The organism is Kribbella sp. NPDC058693 (assembly GCF_042715335.1).
Lineage (GTDB): Bacteria > Actinomycetota > Actinomycetes > Propionibacteriales > Kribbellaceae > Kribbella > Kribbella jiaozuonensis.
On record NZ_JBHXSQ010000001.1, the window covers coordinates 442,579 to 460,171 of the forward strand.

A 17,593-nucleotide genomic window follows, 5' to 3' on the forward strand; every position below is an offset into this window, starting at 1 on the left:
GCCGCTCAGATCTGATGGGTTGAGGTAGACCGGTTGCGGGGAGGTCCGCGGCTCCGCTGTTCCGCCCCTGTTCCGTCAGACAGCCGTATCGGCTCAACGTTCGCCAACGTCCACCAACGGAGAGATCCAAGGTCAGACGCCGATTGCCGTCGGCTACCAACGACACCCAACGCCACGGTGGCAGTTCGAGCTGTACTACGACGTCTGAGTTAACTGAGACGTAGCTGAGAAGCCCTGTCCGGCCGGTCCGGACAGGGTTTTTCTCTGCCCTGGACCGGCCTCCCGGTGAGGCGCAGAATGCGCTGTGTTATCCCTCGGGGGCACGGAAGGGGGAACACTGTGAGGCCGTCAATCATGCGCCGGTCGGCGATCCTGGGTGTCATCAGCCTGATCGGGTCGCTCGCACTGGTCGCTACGCCTGCCACCGCCGCCACTTCGGACGCCGCCGCGGTCGCCGTGCACAACCCGTTGCTGAAGGAAGTGCTGGCAGAGGAAGAGGAGCCCGATCAGGACGACCCGGCGCAGTCCGCGCTGTGCCAGTCGTTCCTCGGGCATCCGAACCCGTACGGGAACCCGGCACCGAACGTCGACCAGATCGTCGGAGACACGGTAGTCCCGGTGGGCTCGCAGGCCGGGTGCAGCGCGGCCCAGAACGAGACCACGATCGCGGTCAACCCGCGGAACCCGCGCAATATCGTTGCCGGCGCCAACGACTACCGGCTGTTCAATGCGCGCGAGAACCGCAACGACAGCGCCAGCTTCGCGTACACGTCGTTCGACGGCGGACACAGCTGGAGGAACGTCGCGATCCCCGGCCTGACCATCACCGCGGGCGGAACCGGCGCCTTCAGCTGGTTCGACGGGTCCGGTGACCCGGTCGTCGCCTTCGGTCCCGGCAACACGGTGTACTTCGCCAGCCTGCTGTTCAGCCGGTCCGCGCCGCTCGGCGGTCAGGACGCCACCGCGATCGTCGTCAACGTGTCCCACGACGGCGGCCTGCACTGGGGCGGTCCGCACGTCGTCGCGATGAACGGCGTCAACCCGGACGGCACTCCGGCGGTGACCCACATCTTCAACGACAAGCCGTGGATCGCTGCGGACCCGTCCAACGGCCGGGTCTACGTGACCTGGACCAAGTTCACCTACGACAACGACGACAACTATCTCGAGTCGCCGATCATGGCGTCGGCCAGTGTCGACTTCGGCTCCCACTTCGGGACGCCGGTCCGGGTACCGCCCTCGCTGACCAACTTCCCCGGCGGCATCACGCCGTACGACCAGGGCTCGAACCCGCAGGTCGGCAACGACGGGCAGCTGTACATCGCCTACGAGGCCTCGGTCTGCGCGACGGCAGCGTGTGACGGTGCGACCGATCGGGACGCCACGGTGGTGGCGACCTCGACCGACCACGGACGCACGTTCCGGCACGCGATCATCGACACCAACTACGACTTCCCGGACACGCTGACCGGGGAGAACTTCCGGCTCAACAGCTACCCGCAACTCACCTACGACCGGACCAACGAGAAGCTGACGGTGGTCTGGTCCGACGACCGCAACGGCCTGTACGACGCGACCACCGGAGCGTCTGTGCGCACGAACGGCGACAACGTCGTGTCCGCATCGGGCAACGGCAAGAACTGGTCCCGCCCGCTGGTCATCGGCACACCACAGGACGAGTTCTTCAGCGCGGTCGCCGCGCGCGACGGCAAGGTCGCGATCGCGTCGTACACGAGGCACTACGACCGCAACGGGATCAACCTCGACTACGCGTACTGGGCCGGTTCCAGCACCCAGTCGCTCAGCCGGGCCGACACCCGGCGGATCACGACGGTCTCGGAGGACCCGCAGGTCCAGTTCCTCGCCGTCAACCCGGACGGCACCGAGGTACAGGGCGTGTTCATCGGCGACTACTCGGCCGTCGCCATCGGCAACGACCTGCGCATCCACCCGTGCTGGACCGATTTCCGAGGCCGGCCCGGCGTGAACACCCCGAACCAGGACGCCTACACCCAGAGCATCCAGCTCAAGCGTTGACGACGGCGTCGAGCTCGGCGAGGGCCTCCTCGTCGAGCTCGACGTCTGCTGTGCGGACGTTCTCCTCGAGGTGGTCGACGCTGCGGGTGCCGGGGATCAGGGCGGTGTGGTTGCCGTGCGCGAGGATCCAGGCGAGGCAGATGGCCGCCGGGGTGGTGTTGAGGCGGGTTGCGAGGGCTTGTACGGCGGGGTGTTCGGTCGGGGACGGGATCCGGTCGAAGGCTGAGCCGAGCGGGAAGTACGGGATCCAGGTGATGTCGTTGGCCGCACAGAGTTGGAGCTGTTCCTCGGAGGAGCGGTCGAGGAGGCTGTAGGCGTTCTGGACGCAGACGATGCCGGCCGGGAGTGCCTGCTTCAGCTGCTCGGTGCTGATGTTGCTGAGGCCGATCGCGCCGATCAAGCCTTCGTTGCGCAGGGCAATCAGTTCGGCGAGCTGGTCGTCGAGAGGAACCAGCTGGTCGCCTTCGGCGATCAAGCCGGGGCCGTGGTCCGCCCGGCGCAGGTTGACCACCGGCACCTGTTCGAGGCCGAGTGAGGTCAGGTCGAGGTGGATCTGCTCGCGCAACTGCTCGGGCCGTTGCGCCAGCGCCAGGTGCACCGGCGCCTCCACCTCGCCCAACCGCACTCGCACCGGCACTTCGAGGCGCCGGGCGCCGACCTTGCTGACGATGACGAGATCGTCGGCGTACGGGTGCAGGGCGGCCCGGATGTGTTGGTTGACGGTGGTGTGGCCGTAGAAGGAGGCGGTGTCGACGTGGTTGATGCCGAGCTCGACGGCACGGCGCAGTACGGCGGTGGCCGCGGCGGTGTCCACCTGCTCGAGCTGCATCGCGCCGTACCCGATCCTGCTGATCTCGTGCTGTCCGAGCTTGACGGTGCCGCCTGGTCGCTGGGAGGTCATCGGAGTCCTCAGGTAGAGTGAGAAATGGAGGTTTCTCCACTTGCGGATCGACGATAGCACTAACTGGAGGTTTCTCCACTTATGCGGGCGGATGCTGCGCGGAAGCGGGAGCAGGTTGTGGTCGCGGCCGGCGACGAGCTGGCTGACCTCGCCCTGGCCGCGCGCGACGGCTCGGAGGTGCGGCTGTCGCTGGATCGGGTCGCGGCACGGGCCGGGGTCGGCGTTGCCACGCTCTACCGCCACTTCCCCAACCGCGAGGCGCTGCTCGAGGCCGTCTACCGCCAGGAGTTGGCGCGACTCTGCGACGCCGCTCCCGGGATGGCCGCCGCCGGACCGGCTGACGAACGCCTGCTCGCGTGGATGCACCGCTATCTCGACTTCGTCGACTCCAAGCGGGCGATGGGAATGTCGCTACGCGCCATGGTCGCCTCGGGTGCGATCACGCAGTCGGACACCCGCGCTCGGCTCACCGCTGCGGTCGCGCACTTCCTCGACGCCGGGGTGGCCGCGGGGATCTTCCGGTCCGACGTACGACCGGATGACGTGGTCGCGGCGATGGCCGGCGCGGTGATCGCTGCCGAGCCGGAGCAGCAGCGCGAGCAGACAGAGCGCCTGCTCGCGCTCCTGGTGAACGGGCTCCGCTAGGCGAAGCTCTGGGTGCCGATCACGCGGAGGAGGTCCAGCTTCTCGCGGGCGTCGGTGCCTTCGATCGGGAGGAAGGCGCGGACGCGCAGATCGGCCGCAGGAGTCAGGAGGGTCTCGCAGGTCAGGTCGAGATCGCCGACTTCGCGGTTCAGGAAGCGCTTGCGCGGCAGACGGCGTACGGCGACCTCGTGCAGCTGCCACAACGCGCGGAACTCCTCGCTGCGGGCGGTCAGATCGTCGACCAGCTCGGTGATGTCGGCGTCGCCCATCCGGCGGGAGTACGTCGCGCGCAGGTCGGCGACGTGGGAGGCCGAGTGGACGTCCCAGTCCTCCTCGGGGAAGATGCGCCGGATCGCCGGATCGGTGAACCACAGCCAGGTGAGGTTGCGGGCCCGGCCCTCGGCGGCGAGCGGGCCGATGACGACGTCAGCCAACGCGTTCTGCCAGAGGACCTCGTCGAGATCCGTGCAGATGACCACCGGAATGTCGGTCAGACGGCTGACCAGTGCGAGCATGCCGGGCGGGATGTGGCGACCGGCCCGGCGTAGCGGCGGGTTGAGGCCGGCCAGGTGGTACAGGTGGTCGCGCTCATCCAGGTCGCAGCGGAGGGCGCGGGCCAGGCTCGCGACGATCGGCTCGGACGGATTCGCGCCCCGGGACTGCTCCAGCCGCGAGTAGTAGTCCGTGGACATACCGGCGAGCTGAGCGACCTCCTCGCGGCGCAGTCCCGGCGTACGGCGGCGTGCGCCGTCGGGCAGCCCGACGTCGGCCGGGTGCAGCACCTCCCGGCGCCGGCGGAGGAAGTCGGCCAGGCCGTCACGATCGATCACACCGTCCATCATCCGCGACGCCCCAAGGCCTAACCAGGGACAACCTGTCCGTGGATGAAGTGGGCCTTCTCCGCCGTCGGCCCGGCAGCAAGCCTGGAGGCAATCCCAAGGAGGAACAAGCATGCACTACCGCACACTCGGCCGGACCGGTATCAAGGTCAGCCCGTACGCCCTCGGCGCGATGATGTTCGGTGCCGTCGGCAACAACGACCGCGACGAGTCGCTCCGGATGATCGACAAGGCACTGGACGCGGGGATCAACTTCGTCGACACCGCCGACTTCTACTCGCACGGCGAGTCCGAGGAGATCGTCGGCGCGGCGCTCAAGGGCCGCCGCGAGCACGTCGTACTCGCCACCAAGTCGCACCTGCCGATGGGTGACGACCCCAACCAGCGCGGCAACTCGCGGCGCTGGATCATCACCGCGGTCGAGGACTCGCTGCGCCGGCTGCAGACCGACTACATCGACCTGTTCCAGATGCACCGGCCCGATCCGGACACCGATATCGAGGAGACCCTGTCGGCGCTGACCGACCTGATCCGCAGCGGGAAGGTTCGCGCTGTCGGCTCGTCAGCGACACCGGCGAGCGAGATCGTCGAGGCACAGTGGGTCGCGGAACGTCGCGGGCTGGAGCGGTTCCGGACCGAGCAACCGCCGTACTCGATCCTCAATCGTGGAATCGAGCGTGAGGTGCTGCCGATGGTGCAGAAGTACGGCATGGGTGCGCTGGTCTGGAGCCCGCTCGCCCAGGGGCAGCTGACCGGGCGGGCGCCGGCGGATCTTCGGCGTACGGCGATCTTCAAGCACATGACCGACGAGCGCCGGCTCGAGGTCGTGGAGCAGCTGATCCCGGTCGCCGACGCGGCCGGGCTCAAGCTGACCCACCTCGCCATGGCCTTCGCCATCGCGCACCCGGGCGTCACGTCGGCGATCATCGGCCCGCGAACCATGGAGCATCTCGACGACGCACTGGCCGGGATGGACGTCACCCTCGATGACGCCATCCTCGACCAGCTCGACAAGATCGTCCCGCCCGGCACCGACGTCGGCCGACTCGACATGGACTACGACACCCCGGCCATCCTCGACGCGTCGTTGCGCCGCCGGACGATCACCGATCGCGCCGCTGCTTAGTTGTACGTCGCGGTCATGTGGTAGACGCGGCCGCCCCAGCCGTCGTCGGGGAACGAGTCCGAGACTCGTACGTAGCCGGCCTTGTCGGCGCCGAGGTACGGCGTGAGGTCGAACGTGCGGGCGGCCTTGTTCTCGCCGTCGTGGTACGGGTTGGTCTCGGTCGCGACCGTGGTCCAGGTCTGCCCGTCGCCGCTGACCTGGACGACGAACTCGTTGTCGATCGTCAGGGTCGCCGAAGCGGACGTGGTGTCGGCCGGGAACGGGAAGCGGTAGACGAAGTACGAGTGCCCGTCAGCGAACCTGTTCTGTACGCCGTTGCTCTGCGAACCGTCCGCGTCGAACAGCCACGGGGTCTCGGCCGCCGTACCGGTGTCGAAGTCGGCGGTGTGCGCGATCAGGATGTCCGACCGCGTGCTGAACGACAGTGATCCGGAGGTCGCGGTGGCGGTCACCGAGTGGAGACCGTCCGCGGTGCCGGCGGGGATCGTCACGTCGAGGTCCACGGAGGCCTGCACTGGTACGGCGTTGCCGTGCGGGCGCAGGGTGACGGTCTTCCGCGCCGGGGTCACGGTCCATCCGGAAGGAGCGGACGGCCGGACCACCACCTGGAGCGGCGCTGACCCGGTCGCCTGCAGACCGACGGTGACCTTCACATGCGTCGCGCTGCCGGTCGCGGGCATGATCACCGGCAGGGCCGGATTGGTTGTCGCGGACAACGATCGGGTCGGCGGCGAGGTGGGTACGGCGGCGATCAGGGCGCTGAGTGCACTGGCCTGGGTACGCCAGTCGAAGACGTTCGGTTCGGCGCCGGACCACCGCTCCCCCAGCCGGTCGGACGCGTCCCGGTCGTTGTCCCAGACCGTGGCGGCCTGCTGCGCGACGAAGGCGGTGTAGCGCGGGTCGCGAGTGGTGTCGGCGAGATCCATCCAGTAGCGCATGAAGATGCCCTTGAACTGCTTGCCGTTGTCGTCACACGTGCGGCCCGGCGCATCGCAGTACTCCGTCAGGACGCCGTCGGTGACCAGGCCGCCAGGAGCGATCGCCGCGTCGGCCAATCGCCGGACTGTTGGGAGGATCTTGCTGTCGTGGGTGGCTCGATAGAGCTCGAGGCCTGCACCGATCGCGAGGCCCTGGTTGTAGCTCCAGACCGTGTCTCCGTTGCTCGTGCAGTCGTCCCTCAGGCCGTCGTTGACCAGGCCGGCGGAGTTGATCATGCCGCTGGCGGTGAACCAGTTCCAGCCCTCCTGCGCGCGGCCGAGCCAGCGTTTGTCGTGCGGCATGCGGTTGTGCAGCTCGGCGGTGAGGCGGATCCAGAGGCCGTTGGTGACCGCGTTCTTGTACGTGCGTTCGCCGTTCCACCAGACACCGCCGCCGCACGTGCTCGGGTCCCAGTAGCCCTCAACGTACTCGGCGATCTTGACCGCCATGTCGAGGTACTTGCGGTTCTTGGTCAGGTCGTACGCCTGGATCCAGGTCAGACCCCACCACTCGGAGTCGTCGATCGCACGGCTGGTGAAGTTGCCGAGCAGCTCGTCACCGGACAGGTAGCCGGCCGGGAACTTGCCCTTGTCCTTCTCGAACGTGTTGTCCAGCTGCGGCAGGTAGCGCCGGTCGCCGGTGCGCTGCATGTAGTCGCCGATGGTCTGCAGCGCGACCGCGGAGTTCCACCAACTCGAGGGGAACCAGGCTTTGTTCGGCTCGTACGAGCTCATCAGTTCGTCGGCCGCGACGCGGGCGCGCGCGGTGGCGGTCGGGCCGTCGGCATGCGGCGGAGTGGCGCCGGCCGGCGGTGACCCCAGCCCGATCGCCAGCGTCACCGCCCCGGCCACGAGCAGACGGAAGGTACGACGGTGCAAGACCATGGGCGGATCTCCTCGAGCGGCTTGGAAACGTTTCACCGAGCTTCCGAGGATGTATCGTCGTCGCACCAGACAACGATGTCAATGGCCCAGGATCGTGGCAATCTCATCCAGTTGCGCCGGGGCCAGCGGACCGTGCTGCAGCGCGCCGGCGTTCTCCTCCACCTGCGCGACCGTCTTGAACCCGGGGATCGGGACGAACGCCTCGCTACGCGCCCACAGCCAGCCGAGCGCACCCTGCGCCAGCGTCCGGCCGTCGGAGGTGAGTACGTCGCGGATCGCGTCGAGGCGGCGCAACGACTCGGCCTGGTCGCCGGTACGGAAGTTCCAGCCGTGCCGTACGTCGTCCTCGGGCAGGCTGCTGTCCTGGTCGAACTTCCCGGTCAGCAGGCCCATCCCGAGCGGACCGCGGACGATACTCGCGAGCCCCTTCTCCTCACACAACGCGAGTACGTCGGCGTTGCCGCCGAATACGTTGAAGTGCTGCTGGATCGCCTTGCAGTGCGGGCTTTTCGCGAACAGCGCCGCCCGCTCCGGGTCGTCGGTGCTCCAGCCGATCGCGCGAACTTTGCCCGCGGCAACCAGTTCCTCGAAGACCGCGAGTACGTCGTCCGCCTTGGCCAGGTCGTACCCGCCGAGGTGGAACTGGTACAGGTCGATCCGGTCCGTGTTCAGCCGCCGGAGCGACTCGTCGCAGGCCCAGCGGATGTAGTCCGGGTCGCCGTTCTCCCCCGGCGCCTCGCGGGTCTCCTCGACGTACGTGTAACCGGCCTTGGAGGCGATCACGATGTCGTCGCGGACGTCGCCGAGCGCGTCCGCGATCAGCGTCTCGCTGTGGCCGCAGCCGTACACGTCGGCGGTGTCGAAGAACGTCACCCCGAGCTCGTACGCGCGCTGCAGCGCCCGCTTCGACTCACCGTCGTCGATGACACCCCAACCGACCGGATTCCCCTGCCGGGCATGCGGTCCCCCGATCGCCCAACACCCCATGCCCAGCGCACTGACCGCCGTTCCCCCTGCACCCAACGAACGCTGCGCTGCCTGCGGCATAACACCCTCCTAGAAGACGGGAACGTTTCCAGCCACCAGATCACGCTCCCGCGCAGGAGTCCAACAGGCGTTACTACTGACGCCGACAAGTCGCAGCGATGAGTCAGACGTACAGCGAGATCGGCGTACCCACTGGGGCGTCGCCGTACGAGTTGACCACCTTGTTGAGCTCGAGCTGGTAGTACAGCGTCCCCAGACCGAACACGAACATCAGCAACAACCCGATCCCGGCGCTGCAGGTAACCGGCAGCCCGGCGGCCCGCTGACCCTCCGCGATCCGCTTGCCGGTCCGGAAGTACGAGATCATCGGCGCGACCAGGGTCCAGCTCAGGAAGAGCAGCACCAGCATCGGGCCGGCCACCGGAACCACGCGCCGGCGGTCGAAGTGCGCGAGTTCCTTGTGGATCTTGTAGTACCAGACCAGGTGATAGATCCCGAGCGTGATCAACGGCAGCCCGAGCCAGACCCCGACCGGGTGACGCAGCTTCATCTGCATTCCCTGCGCGACCGGCATTCCCGCACGCCTCGGCAGGACGATCTGCTGTCCCACGAGTATTCCCCCCTATGATCGGGTCACAGAGCGCGACCCTGTCGGCCGCTACATCGTGTTCTCGTCACGATGCGTTACAACGGGACCTGATCAAACTCCGGTCCGGGCTTCGACCCGGCCGTCGGCGACGGCTTTGGCGAAGGTCTCGTGGTCGAGGATGTTCTGCGCGGCGTAGGTGCTGGCGAAGTCGGTGACTGCCTGGTCGAAGCGGTCGGACTTGCCGAGGTACGCGGCGAGGGCGAACCGGTCGCCGGAGCGGGCATGGGCGCGGGCGAGGGTCCAGCCGCACAGCCGGGCGTACAGGGTCATAGCGTCGGGGCTGAGGCTCTCGATGTCGGCGGACATCTTCCAGTCGCGGAGCTGGCGGACGTAGTAGTCCTGCTCGCCATCGGCGGTGTCCGCGCGCATCCACCCGAGGAAGATGTCGCTGGTGGCCTGCATCATCCGCTGGCCGACGACGACCCGCTCCCCCTGGTTCATCCGCTCCGACGATCCGGCGTACGTCGACAACGCCGATGGACCCGCCTGCTTCGCCTGGAGCAGCAACGCCTCGTCGGCGACCGTCGACTCCAGCAGCATGATCCACGCCCGGGTGCCGACGCTCCCGACGCCGACGACCTTGTGCGCGACATCGGTGAGCCGGAAGTGATCGAGCAGATGACGGCGGTCCTGCTGGAGCGTGCGTCGATAACCACTCACCAGGTTCTGCAGCCGAGAGAGCACCAGCGCCCCGTCGAGGTTGACCAACTCGTTCATCGGCATGACGAGCGGTGGGTTCGAGACGATCCGCCGGTGGCCGTCGACGGTCGTGGTGAGCTTGCCGATCGCCTGCATGCTGTCGCGGGTGTACGCCTTCGCGAGCTTGCCGCGCGCTGCCTTCAATCCCTTCCGCTGACCCGACGGCAACGAGGACTTGAACCGCGCGACCGTATCCTCGATGTCCAGCCGCGCGTACCAGACCGCAAGAATCGGCTGGCCGGCGAACTCGCGCATCGTCTCGCGATACGTCCGTACGACGCTCAGCACGACCTCGCGGCACTTCTTCGCATCGAACCCGTTGTCCTGCCCCGCCACCACGAAACTCGTCGCGAGCCGCTTCACGTCCCACTCGAACGGTCCCGGCAGCGTCTCGTCGAAGTCGTTCACGTCGAAGACGAGCCGCCGATCGGGCGACGCGTACGCACCGAAGTTCGACAGATGCGCATCTCCGCACAGCTGCACCTGCAGCCCGGTCGCCGGCGTCTCCGCGAGGTCGGCCGCCATCACCAGCGCGGCGCCGCGGTAGAACGTGAACGGCGAGACGAGCATGCGGCCGTGCCGGATCGGCACCAGCTCCGGCACCCGCCCATCGGCCTGGGTGAGCAGCAGCCCGACCGGGTCCCGGGTCGCACTCAGCCGGACCTCAGCATGGGACTCGAGCGGTACCTCCTTCCGGACTGCCTTCCCCTGCGCTGCACGCTCCTTCGCCGTCAGTGGCTCGTCCATCTCTCCAGAGTCGCCCCGGCACCGCCATCTTGACCAGCAAGACATCCTAAGTCGACTAATCGAGTGAACTTAAGCTGATTTCCATGACTTTCCTCTGGTACATCCCGAACCAGGTCGCCCCCGGTCACCGCGGCGACGACACCGTCCAGGGACACAACAGCATCGAGCGCCTGACCGAGCTGGCCCGGCTCACCGAGGACCACGGCTGGTCCGGCGCCCTGCTCGGCACGGGGTGGGGCCGGCCCGACACGTTCACGGTCGCGACCGCCCTCGCCGCGCGTACGACGACGTTCCAGCCGCTGGCCGCGATCCGGCCCGGGTACTGGCACCCGGCGCACTTCGCGTCGTCGGCGAGCACGCTCGACCAGCTCAGCGGCGGGCGGTTGCTGATCAACATCGTCTCCGGCCAGGACAACCTCGCGGCGTACGGCGACAGCGAGGGCGACCAGCCCCAGCGCTACGCCCGGACGAAGGAGTTCCTCCAGTTGGTACGGCGGTTGTGGACCGAGGAGGACGTGACGTTCACGGGCGAGTACTTCTCGGTGACCGGATCGACGGTCGCGACCCGTCCCGTCGTACGGGAAGGGCGGTTGCATCCGCGGCTGTACTTCGGTGGGGCGTCGGATGCGGCGCAGCGGGTGGCGGCGACGGACGCCGACGTACAACTGTTCTGGGGCGAGCCGCTGGACGGGATCGCGGAGCGGATCTCACATCTGCGGGATCTGGAGAAGGAGCTCGGGCGCGAGCATGCGCCACTGGAGTTCGGGTTGCGGATCACGACGCTGGTTCGCGATACGGCCGACGAGGCGTGGGCCGACGCGGAGGCGAAGGTCGCGAAGATGGCCGAGGCGCAGGGCAATCGCGACCGCCGCTGGTTCAAGGCTGTCGGTCAGCAGCGCCTGCTCGACCTGGCCGAGCGCGGCGAGGTCCTCGACGACAACCTCTACACGGCTCCCGGGAAGTACGGCGGGGGCGGCGCCGGCACGACGTGGCTGGTCGGCTCCCCCGACGAGGTTGCCAAGTCGCTGAACAAGTACCGCGACCTCGGCATCACCCACTTCATCCTGTCCGACACGCCGTACCGCGAAGAAACCATCCGGATCGGCGACCAACTCCTGCCCCTGCTGCGCCAGTGAGCTGAAAGGATGCTGCTCACCGCTTGACTGCCGCGTGCCCAGTGTGATCGGTTGATTACCGAGCGCCAGCGGTGGGTATGTGGCGCTGTGAGGCACGTGAGGAGCATCGATGGTCAACTATCTGCCCCGGTCCGCGTGGAATGCGCGACCGCCGAAAGCCGGCGGACCGGGGAACCTGACCGTGTCCCGGGTCGAGGGCGCGGTGATCCACTGGCCGGGGACCGGCTCGACGAAGGTCATCCACACCCAGGCGGCGGTCGCGTCCGCGTTGCGCGGGTGGCAGGACTACCACATGGACAGCCGCGGCTGGTCCGACATCGCGTACCAGGTCGCGGTCGACCAGTCCGGGCGGGCCTGGACGCTGCGCGGGCTGCGGACCCAGTCCGGCGCGAACGGCGACAACGACGTGAACGAGCGGTACGGCGCGATCCTGCTGGTGCTCGTCACCGGCGAGCAGCCGTCCGCCGCGATGAAGGCGACCACCCGCGCGGTGATCGCCGACTTCCGCAGGCTCTACCCCCGCGGTACGGCGATCCGGCCGCACTCCGCGGTCCGCCCGGAGCCGACAGACTGCCCCGGCGACCCCGCCCGTGCCGCGATCGCCCGCGGCGAATTCACCCCTGGCCATTCGGAGGACGACGACATGACGCCTGCCCAGATGCAGGAACTCAAGAACTTCATCGAGGCACGCTCGCAGGCGTACGCCCTCTGGGTGCACAAGCAGCTGCGCCGCGACCTCACCGCGGTGGTGAAGGCGTACGCACTCGACATCAAGAACTACGAACGCCAGACCGACGCCGCCGACGCCGCCCGCGCAGCCGCCGCCGTCTGGGCCACCGCCCCCAAAAGCCTCCAAGTAGACGGCGACCCCACCCAGGAGCCGCCCGCCCCCGACCCCACCACCGACCCCGAACCAAGCCTCCCCGACCTCGACCCCTTCCCCACAGTCGACGAAAAGGCCTGACACAACCCACCAGGCCCCACCGACAGTTGTCGGTGGGGCCTGGTGCGTTGTGGTGCGACTGTTTCCTGCTGAAGTTGCAAGTGGCTGGTCTACGAGGGCCGACGTGGGGGGCGGGCGTTCAGGGCCAGGGCGAGGATGAGGCCGAGGGAGATCACTGAGTCGGTCAGGAGGCTGAGCCAGATCGGGGCCTGGAGGAATGTGTCCAGGGCAATAGCCGCGGCGTACCCGAGGGGCCAGCTCAAGGTGCCGATCAGCTTCCAGGTTGTCGTCCAGCGGTTCGACGTCCAGAGCAGACCGAGGCCGATGCCCCAGGCAACGACGGCCACGATCACGCTGGCCGACAGCAGGTACGGACCGACCAGCAACAGCCCGAGCGCGACGAAGTCCCGCGGACGCAGCCGCGGCGGCACCTCGACCTGCACCAGGCCTTCGGTCGCGGCGGCGACGATCTCGCTCGGCCGGCCGAGCCGCTGCAGCATCTCGCGGATCTCGTCCTCGGACGTGGCACCCTCCGCGCGCGCCTCGGCGATATGCGCCCGCACGTCGGCGAGCAGTTCGTCGCGCCGTCCGGCCGGCAACTCCGCGGCCTCCGCGGCCAGCTCGTTCAGGTACGCGTCGATCAGGCGATCGCTGTCCAGTTCCATGCTCATCCCCGTCTCCCACTCTCTAAGATCTTGTCGACCGAGGTGCAGAACCGTCGCCAGTCCGCGGTGAACGCGGCCAGCGCCTGGCTGCCCTCGGGTGTCGAGGTGTAATACCGCCGCGGCGGGCCCGATCCGGACTCCTGCCAGCTCGTCTCGACCAGGCCTTCACGGCGCAGCCGGGCCAGCAGTGGGTAGATCGTGCCCTCGGTCGTGACCATCCCGTCGACTTCGCTCAGCGCCTTGACCAACTCGAAACCGTAACGAGGCTCTCCCTGCAACAGCGCCAGGACGCAGAACTCCAGCGTCCCGCGGCGCAGTTGCGTGAAGACCTTCTCGGCTACCATGCGAGACAAGGTACCTGTCCACGCCAAGATAAGCCAAGTCGAGGATCAGTCAGTTTTCGGGCGGACCGAGAACATCACGGTGAGGACGAACGCCGGGATCGCGACGACCCACAGCGGCGGCAGGTTGAGCAGCACCGGCGCCAGGCACAGGATCAGCAGGTCGAACCCGCGGGCCGGCTGCGAGAACAGCCCCGGCGGGATCGCACCCATCGGCGAGGCGACGAGCGGACCGGCGTACGTCGGAGGTCGCGCCGACGCCTGCCGCACCGCACCGGAGATGACCCCGCCCGCGACCGCGAACGTCGCCGACAGACTGCCGATCGCCGGGAACGCGAGCCCCGCCCACAGCACCGCGAACAGCCCCGGAACCACCGCCATCACGACGCGCAGATCGCGCAGATCCATCCCCATCGCCCGCGCCAGCCCCGTCGAACGGCAGACCGTCCGCAGTCCATCGAGCATCGGCCGTACGGCGATGAACCCAGCGAACGCAGCCGCGATCGGAACGAGTACGTCGAACCCCGCACCCGCGACGGCGTACGGCACGACCAGCAAGGCGCCCGCGATCACGAGCCGCCGCGGCCAGCGCAGGATCCGGAAGAACTCGCGCTGCACGATCGCCCCGCCCCGCGACCCCATACCGCGCCGCGACCGCACCCGGCCCTTCAACCGCCAGTGCCGCCCGGCGATCACGTCGCCCAGCATGCTGATGTCCAAACTGCTCGCCGCACCCGCAAGCCCGGCCAGCAGTTCACCACCGGCGATCACACTCGACCGCCCCAGCCGATCGAGCGTCCGCGAGGTCACGGTCATCAACCCGACGCACACCACAACAGCCACTGCAAAGGTCACGAAGAGCTGCAGCCCACTCGGGCCGCCCAGGTTGTTGTCCTGTACGTCGCCGATGGTGAGCACCACGTTCGCCACCTGGGCGCCCTTGGTCGGGTCGGGCTGAAGTGCCAGAACGAGCGTCGGCACCACGGCCGCGGCCAGCAGCAGGTCCGCCATCCGGAGCGTCCACCGGGAACGTCGCGCCGTCTGCTGCGCCCAGACCGTCGCGATCACAGCGCAGACCAACAGCGCGCTGATCAGCACCGCACCCTCGAGCACCTCGACGAACTGTCGCCCGAGCAGCGCCCAGATGATCGCCGCCACCAGGAACCCGATCACCGCCACAGAACCGACCACCAGCCGGTACGCCGGTCGCAGCAGTCCCGCGCGGTTCACCGGCGTCGCGAGCAGCCAGAACCCACTGGCCCGGGACGCGGACACCGGACCGACCGCCAGCAACATCCGCAGAGTGATTGCCAACAGCAACGGTACGAGGATCCACGGCATCCAGTGCGTCAGCTCACCGCAGGTCCAGGACGCGCACTGCGCCGCGTTCGAGTTCAGGTGCCGGACGACGTTGCCGGCGGTCGCGCCGACCATCGCCAGCGTGAACAGGACCAGGTACACGTCCTCGAAGATCTGCCAGAACGATCGATCCGCGTGCCGTCGCCGGGTTGTGCGCATCCACTGCCGCAACGACCGAGACGTCGGGATCGCCCCGAAGTCGCTGGGATCGAAGACAACAGGGCCGTCCGCTGAGCTCATGGGAGCGGCGTCAGCGTCACGACGGAGTCGGCGACCGTCTCGACCAGGGCCGGATCATGACTGGCGAACAGGATCGAGGTACCGGACTTCTTCTCCTCGATCAGCCGGTTCGACAACCACTGCACGCCGTCGGTATCGAGCCGCGCTTCGGGCTCGTCGAGCACCATCAGCTTGCGCGGCCGGACCAGCGCCGTCGCCAGTGCGAGGCGACGGCGCTGACCGGACGACAGCGAGCCGGGGAGCTGATCGGCGGCCGGTAGCAGGCCGATGTCGTCGAGCGTGGTGTCGACGAGATCTTCCGGCGACGCGTTGCCGTGCGCGCGGGCGAGCAGGTCGAGATGCTCGGCCGCGGTCAGGTCCGGGAAGAAGTCGAGATCGTCGAGCAGCGTCGCGACGTCACGCCGTACCATCTCGGCCCGTTCGTCGATCGGCAGACCGTCGAGCAGGATCTTCCCGGCGGCCGGCTCGGCCGCACCGACGATGCACTTCAGGACGGTCGTCTTGCCGGCGCCGTTCGGCCCGACCAGCGCGATCGCCTGTCCTGCGGCCAGCGTGAAGGTCAGGCCTTCGATCACCGGCCGGTCGCCGTACTTGTGCTGCAGGTCCGTGACCGTCAGCCGCGGCGCCGCCTTCTTGCTCATTTAGTGCAGCTCACTTCTTCCGGACCAGCGTCAGCCCGTCGCCGATGCCGAGCATGATCACGTCGACGCGGTCGTCCTGCGCGACGTGGGCGTTGAACTCCTTGCGGTCGGCCGGGCCGTCCGCGTCGATCACCCGGCCGCCGGCCAGCGTGTTGTCGAACAGCATCAGCCCGTTCGGGCGGATCAGCGGCAGCACGGTCTCGAAGTACTTGATGTACCAGTCCTTGTCGGCGTCGACGAACGCCAGGTCGAACTCGCCGTCGAGCTTGGCCGCGGAGTCGTGCGCGTCACCGATCCGCAGGTCGATCTTGTCCGCGACGCCGGCCCGCTCCCAGTACCTGCGGCCGATCGAGGTCCACTCGTCGCTGACGTCCAGGCAGATCAGCTCGCCGTCGTCCGGCAGTCCGCGCGAGATCGCCAGCGCGGAGAACCCGGTGAAGGTGCCGATCTCGACCGCACGGCGGGCGCCGATCAGCCGGGTCAGCGTGGTCAGCAGGCCGGCCTGGTCGGCGGTGGTCAGCATCCCCGCGGGGCTGCCGAGCTTCTCGGTCTCGGCGCGCAGCTCGGTCGCGATCTCGTCCAGTGGCATGCCGTGGGCGACCATGTAGTCGTGCAGTTCCTCGGTCACCGGTACCTGATGGCCCATGAATTCCCGCCCTCCGTGTATTTGTTCGGTCGCCTGTAGTCTCTATTGGCTGTCTGTTGGCCGTACACCGACCCCACCCGAGGGAGCATTCCGTATGCGCATCGCCGTCGCCGGTTCGATCGCGACCGACATCCTGATGACGTTCCCGGGCCGGTTCAAGGACCAGTTCCTCGAGGAGCAGATGCACAAGGTCTCCTTGTCCTTCCTGGTCGACGAGCTGGTGGTGCACCGCGGCGGCGTCGGCGCGAACATCTGCTACGGCATGGCCCAGCTCGGGTTCGGGTCGGTGCTCGTCGGGTCGGTCGGCGCCGACTTCGCCGAGTACGGCGCGGCGCTGACGGAGGCCGGCGTGGACGTGTCGCATGTCCGCGTCTGCGAGAACGTACACACCGCGCGGTTCACCTGTACGACGGACCAGGACGCGAACCAGATCGCCTCGTTCTACACCGGCGCGATGGCCGAGGCGCGGGAGCTCGACCTGGGCGCGATCCATCAGGCCACCGGTGGCGTCGACCTGGTGCTGATCGGGGCCGACGACCCGGACGCGATGATCAAGCACACCGAGCTGGCCAAGCAGCACGGGATCGCCGTCGCGGCGGACCCGTCACAGCAGCTGGCGCGGATGGAGGGTACGGACATCCGTCGGTTGATCGACGGGGCGGCGTACCTGTTCAGCAACGAGTACGAGGCCGGCCTGATGGTGCAGAAGACCGGCTGGAGCCACAACGAGATCCTCGAGCGGGTCGGCGTCCGCGTGACGACTCGCGGCGGCGACGGTGTGGTGATCGAGGACACTACCGGCGTACTGGCGAAGGTTCCGGCCGTGCCCGCTCCCGGCCTGGTCGACCCCACCGGCGGCGGCGACGCTTTCCGCGCCGGCTACCTCACGGGCCGCGCCTCGGGCCTCGACCACGAGTCAGCCGCCCACCTCGGCTGCACGCTCGCCACCACTGTCCTGGAAACGGTCGGCACCCAGGAGTACACCCTCGACCACGGCACTTTCCTCGACCGCCTCACCACGGCGTACGGCGCCGACGCGGCGACTACTGCGAAGCAGGCCCTCAAGACTTCGTGATCCGCACGTGATCGCGGTCCTGTGCACGTCGTGCCCGAGCAACTGTCCGCCGTCG

The 17,593-nt window shown here is 68.3% G+C and carries 17 protein-coding genes; 6 read left to right on the forward strand and 11 right to left on the reverse strand.

What is annotated here, in order from left to right; genetic code table 11:
• The first annotated feature begins 339 nt into the window (after positions 1 to 339).
• The gene (locus tag ACFWUU_RS02120; protein WP_380171928.1) at positions 340 to 2,037 is read left to right on the forward strand and encodes a sialidase family protein; all 1,698 of its coding nucleotides are present in this window, start codon (positions 340 to 342) and stop codon (positions 2,035 to 2,037) included.
• On the opposite strand, the gene ACFWUU_RS02125 is transcribed toward ACFWUU_RS02120, so the two are convergent.
• The gene (locus ACFWUU_RS02125; protein WP_380171930.1) at positions 2,027 to 2,938 is read right to left on the reverse strand and encodes an aldo/keto reductase; all 912 of its coding nucleotides are present in this window, start codon (positions 2,936 to 2,938) and stop codon (positions 2,027 to 2,029) included. The genes ACFWUU_RS02120 and ACFWUU_RS02125 overlap by 11 nt on opposite strands.
• Before the next feature lie 81 nt (positions 2,939 to 3,019).
• On the opposite strand from ACFWUU_RS02125, the gene ACFWUU_RS02130 reads away from it, so the two are divergent.
• Entirely contained in the window at positions 3,020 to 3,583 is a 564-nt protein-coding gene (locus ACFWUU_RS02130; protein ID WP_380171932.1) for a TetR/AcrR family transcriptional regulator, read from the forward strand.
• Here ACFWUU_RS02130 and ACFWUU_RS02135 read toward each other — a convergent pair.
• Complete coding sequence (locus ACFWUU_RS02135) at positions 3,580 to 4,413, reverse strand: helix-turn-helix transcriptional regulator (protein WP_380171934.1); 834 nt, start codon at positions 4,411 to 4,413, stop codon at positions 3,580 to 3,582. The two genes, ACFWUU_RS02130 and ACFWUU_RS02135, sit on opposite strands and share 4 nt — an antisense overlap.
• Before the next feature lie 121 nt (positions 4,414 to 4,534).
• On the opposite strand from ACFWUU_RS02135, the gene ACFWUU_RS02140 reads away from it, so the two are divergent.
• Positions 4,535 to 5,548 (forward strand): aldo/keto reductase, encoded by a 1,014-nt coding sequence (locus tag ACFWUU_RS02140; protein ID WP_380171936.1) that lies wholly within the window; start codon positions 4,535 to 4,537, stop codon positions 5,546 to 5,548.
• On the opposite strand, the gene ACFWUU_RS02145 is transcribed toward ACFWUU_RS02140, so the two are convergent.
• The 4 genes from ACFWUU_RS02145 to ACFWUU_RS02160 all read right to left on the reverse strand — a co-directional run bounded on the left by ACFWUU_RS02145 (position 5,545) and on the right by ACFWUU_RS02160 (position 10,492).
• On the reverse strand, positions 5,545 to 7,410 hold the full coding sequence (locus ACFWUU_RS02145; protein ID WP_380171938.1) for a glycoside hydrolase family 76 protein: 1,866 nt from the start codon (positions 7,408 to 7,410) through the stop codon (positions 5,545 to 5,547). The genes ACFWUU_RS02140 and ACFWUU_RS02145 overlap by 4 nt on opposite strands.
• 78 nt (positions 7,411 to 7,488) lie before the next feature.
• The gene (locus ACFWUU_RS02150) at positions 7,489 to 8,457 is read right to left on the reverse strand and encodes an aldo/keto reductase (RefSeq protein WP_380171940.1); all 969 of its coding nucleotides are present in this window, start codon (positions 8,455 to 8,457) and stop codon (positions 7,489 to 7,491) included.
• A gap of 103 nt (positions 8,458 to 8,560) precedes the next feature.
• On the reverse strand, positions 8,561 to 8,947 hold the full coding sequence (locus ACFWUU_RS02155; protein ID WP_233714687.1) for a DUF4234 domain-containing protein: 387 nt from the start codon (positions 8,945 to 8,947) through the stop codon (positions 8,561 to 8,563).
• Between the two features lie 150 nt (positions 8,948 to 9,097).
• A complete protein-coding gene (locus ACFWUU_RS02160) occupies positions 9,098 to 10,492 on the reverse strand; it encodes a DUF2252 domain-containing protein (RefSeq protein ID WP_380171942.1) in 1,395 nt (464 codons plus the stop codon).
• 83 nt (positions 10,493 to 10,575) lie between these two features.
• Between ACFWUU_RS02160 and ACFWUU_RS02165 the strand changes: the two genes are divergently transcribed.
• Together ACFWUU_RS02165 and ACFWUU_RS02170 are read left to right on the forward strand one after the other, a co-directional pair.
• Entirely contained in the window at positions 10,576 to 11,628 is a 1,053-nt protein-coding gene (locus ACFWUU_RS02165; protein ID WP_380171944.1) for an LLM class flavin-dependent oxidoreductase, read from the forward strand.
• 109 nt (positions 11,629 to 11,737) lie between these two features.
• Positions 11,738 to 12,592: a peptidoglycan recognition family protein gene (locus ACFWUU_RS02170; protein ID WP_380171946.1), complete on the forward strand. Its 855-nt coding sequence runs from the start codon at positions 11,738 to 11,740 to the stop codon at positions 12,590 to 12,592.
• An 89-nt stretch (positions 12,593 to 12,681) separates the two neighbouring features.
• Here ACFWUU_RS02170 and ACFWUU_RS02175 read toward each other — a convergent pair whose 3' ends face one another.
• Genes ACFWUU_RS02175 through ACFWUU_RS02195 form a run of 5 tightly spaced genes read right to left on the reverse strand, consistent with a single transcriptional unit; the run spans position 12,682 to position 16,463 of the window.
• Positions 12,682 to 13,242: an HAAS signaling domain-containing protein gene (locus ACFWUU_RS02175; protein ID WP_380171948.1), complete on the reverse strand. Its 561-nt coding sequence runs from the start codon at positions 13,240 to 13,242 to the stop codon at positions 12,682 to 12,684.
• Positions 13,239 to 13,580 (reverse strand): PadR family transcriptional regulator, encoded by a 342-nt coding sequence (locus ACFWUU_RS02180; RefSeq protein WP_137254297.1) that lies wholly within the window; start codon positions 13,578 to 13,580, stop codon positions 13,239 to 13,241. Before ACFWUU_RS02180 ends, ACFWUU_RS02175 begins: the two co-directional genes overlap by 4 nt.
• A gap of 45 nt (positions 13,581 to 13,625) precedes the next feature.
• On the reverse strand, positions 13,626 to 15,176 hold the full coding sequence (locus ACFWUU_RS02185; RefSeq protein WP_380171950.1) for a DUF6297 family protein: 1,551 nt from the start codon (positions 15,174 to 15,176) through the stop codon (positions 13,626 to 13,628).
• A complete protein-coding gene (locus ACFWUU_RS02190; RefSeq protein WP_380171952.1) occupies positions 15,173 to 15,817 on the reverse strand; it encodes an ATP-binding cassette domain-containing protein in 645 nt (214 codons plus the stop codon). Before ACFWUU_RS02190 ends, ACFWUU_RS02185 begins: the two co-directional genes overlap by 4 nt.
• Before the next feature lie 10 nt (positions 15,818 to 15,827).
• Entirely contained in the window at positions 15,828 to 16,463 is a 636-nt protein-coding gene (locus tag ACFWUU_RS02195) for an O-methyltransferase (protein ID WP_137254294.1), read from the reverse strand.
• A 94-nt stretch (positions 16,464 to 16,557) separates the two neighbouring features.
• On the opposite strand from ACFWUU_RS02195, the gene ACFWUU_RS02200 reads away from it, so the two are divergent.
• Positions 16,558 to 17,538, forward strand: a complete 981-nt coding sequence (locus tag ACFWUU_RS02200; RefSeq protein ID WP_380171954.1) for a carbohydrate kinase family protein — start codon at positions 16,558 to 16,560, stop codon at positions 17,536 to 17,538.
• The last annotated feature ends 55 nt before the right edge of the window (positions 17,539 to 17,593 follow it).

What these genes read in the sequence shown, in the direction of transcription:
- ACFWUU_RS02200 (WP_380171954.1), top strand. Translation starts at nt 16,558, where the DNA reads ATGCGCATCGCCGTCGCCGGTTCGATCGCGACCGACATCCTGATGACG.
- ACFWUU_RS02130 (WP_380171932.1), top strand. Translation starts at nt 3,020, where the DNA reads ATGCGGGCGGATGCTGCGCGGAAGCGGGAGCAGGTTGTGGTCGCGGCC.
- ACFWUU_RS02160 (WP_380171942.1), bottom strand. Translation starts at nt 10,492, where the DNA reads ATGGACGAGCCACTGACGGCGAAGGAGCGTGCAGCGCAGGGGAAGGCA.
- ACFWUU_RS02190 (WP_380171952.1), bottom strand. Translation starts at nt 15,817, where the DNA reads ATGAGCAAGAAGGCGGCGCCGCGGCTGACGGTCACGGACCTGCAGCAC.
- ACFWUU_RS02140 (WP_380171936.1), top strand. Translation starts at nt 4,535, where the DNA reads ATGCACTACCGCACACTCGGCCGGACCGGTATCAAGGTCAGCCCGTAC.
- ACFWUU_RS02180 (WP_137254297.1), bottom strand. Translation starts at nt 13,580, where the DNA reads ATGGTAGCCGAGAAGGTCTTCACGCAACTGCGCCGCGGGACGCTGGAG.
- ACFWUU_RS02125 (WP_380171930.1), bottom strand. Translation starts at nt 2,938, where the DNA reads ATGACCTCCCAGCGACCAGGCGGCACCGTCAAGCTCGGACAGCACGAG.
- ACFWUU_RS02145 (WP_380171938.1), bottom strand. Translation starts at nt 7,410, where the DNA reads ATGGTCTTGCACCGTCGTACCTTCCGTCTGCTCGTGGCCGGGGCGGTG.
- ACFWUU_RS02165 (WP_380171944.1), top strand. Translation starts at nt 10,576, where the DNA reads ATGACTTTCCTCTGGTACATCCCGAACCAGGTCGCCCCCGGTCACCGC.
- ACFWUU_RS02175 (WP_380171948.1), bottom strand. Translation starts at nt 13,242, where the DNA reads ATGAGCATGGAACTGGACAGCGATCGCCTGATCGACGCGTACCTGAAC.
- ACFWUU_RS02150 (WP_380171940.1), bottom strand. Translation starts at nt 8,457, where the DNA reads ATGCCGCAGGCAGCGCAGCGTTCGTTGGGTGCAGGGGGAACGGCGGTC.
- ACFWUU_RS02195 (WP_137254294.1), bottom strand. Translation starts at nt 16,463, where the DNA reads ATGGGCCATCAGGTACCGGTGACCGAGGAACTGCACGACTACATGGTC.
- ACFWUU_RS02185 (WP_380171950.1), bottom strand. Translation starts at nt 15,176, where the DNA reads ATGAGCTCAGCGGACGGCCCTGTTGTCTTCGATCCCAGCGACTTCGGG.
- ACFWUU_RS02170 (WP_380171946.1), top strand. Translation starts at nt 11,738, where the DNA reads ATGGTCAACTATCTGCCCCGGTCCGCGTGGAATGCGCGACCGCCGAAA.
- ACFWUU_RS02155 (WP_233714687.1), bottom strand. Translation starts at nt 8,947, where the DNA reads ATGAAGCTGCGTCACCCGGTCGGGGTCTGGCTCGGGCTGCCGTTGATC.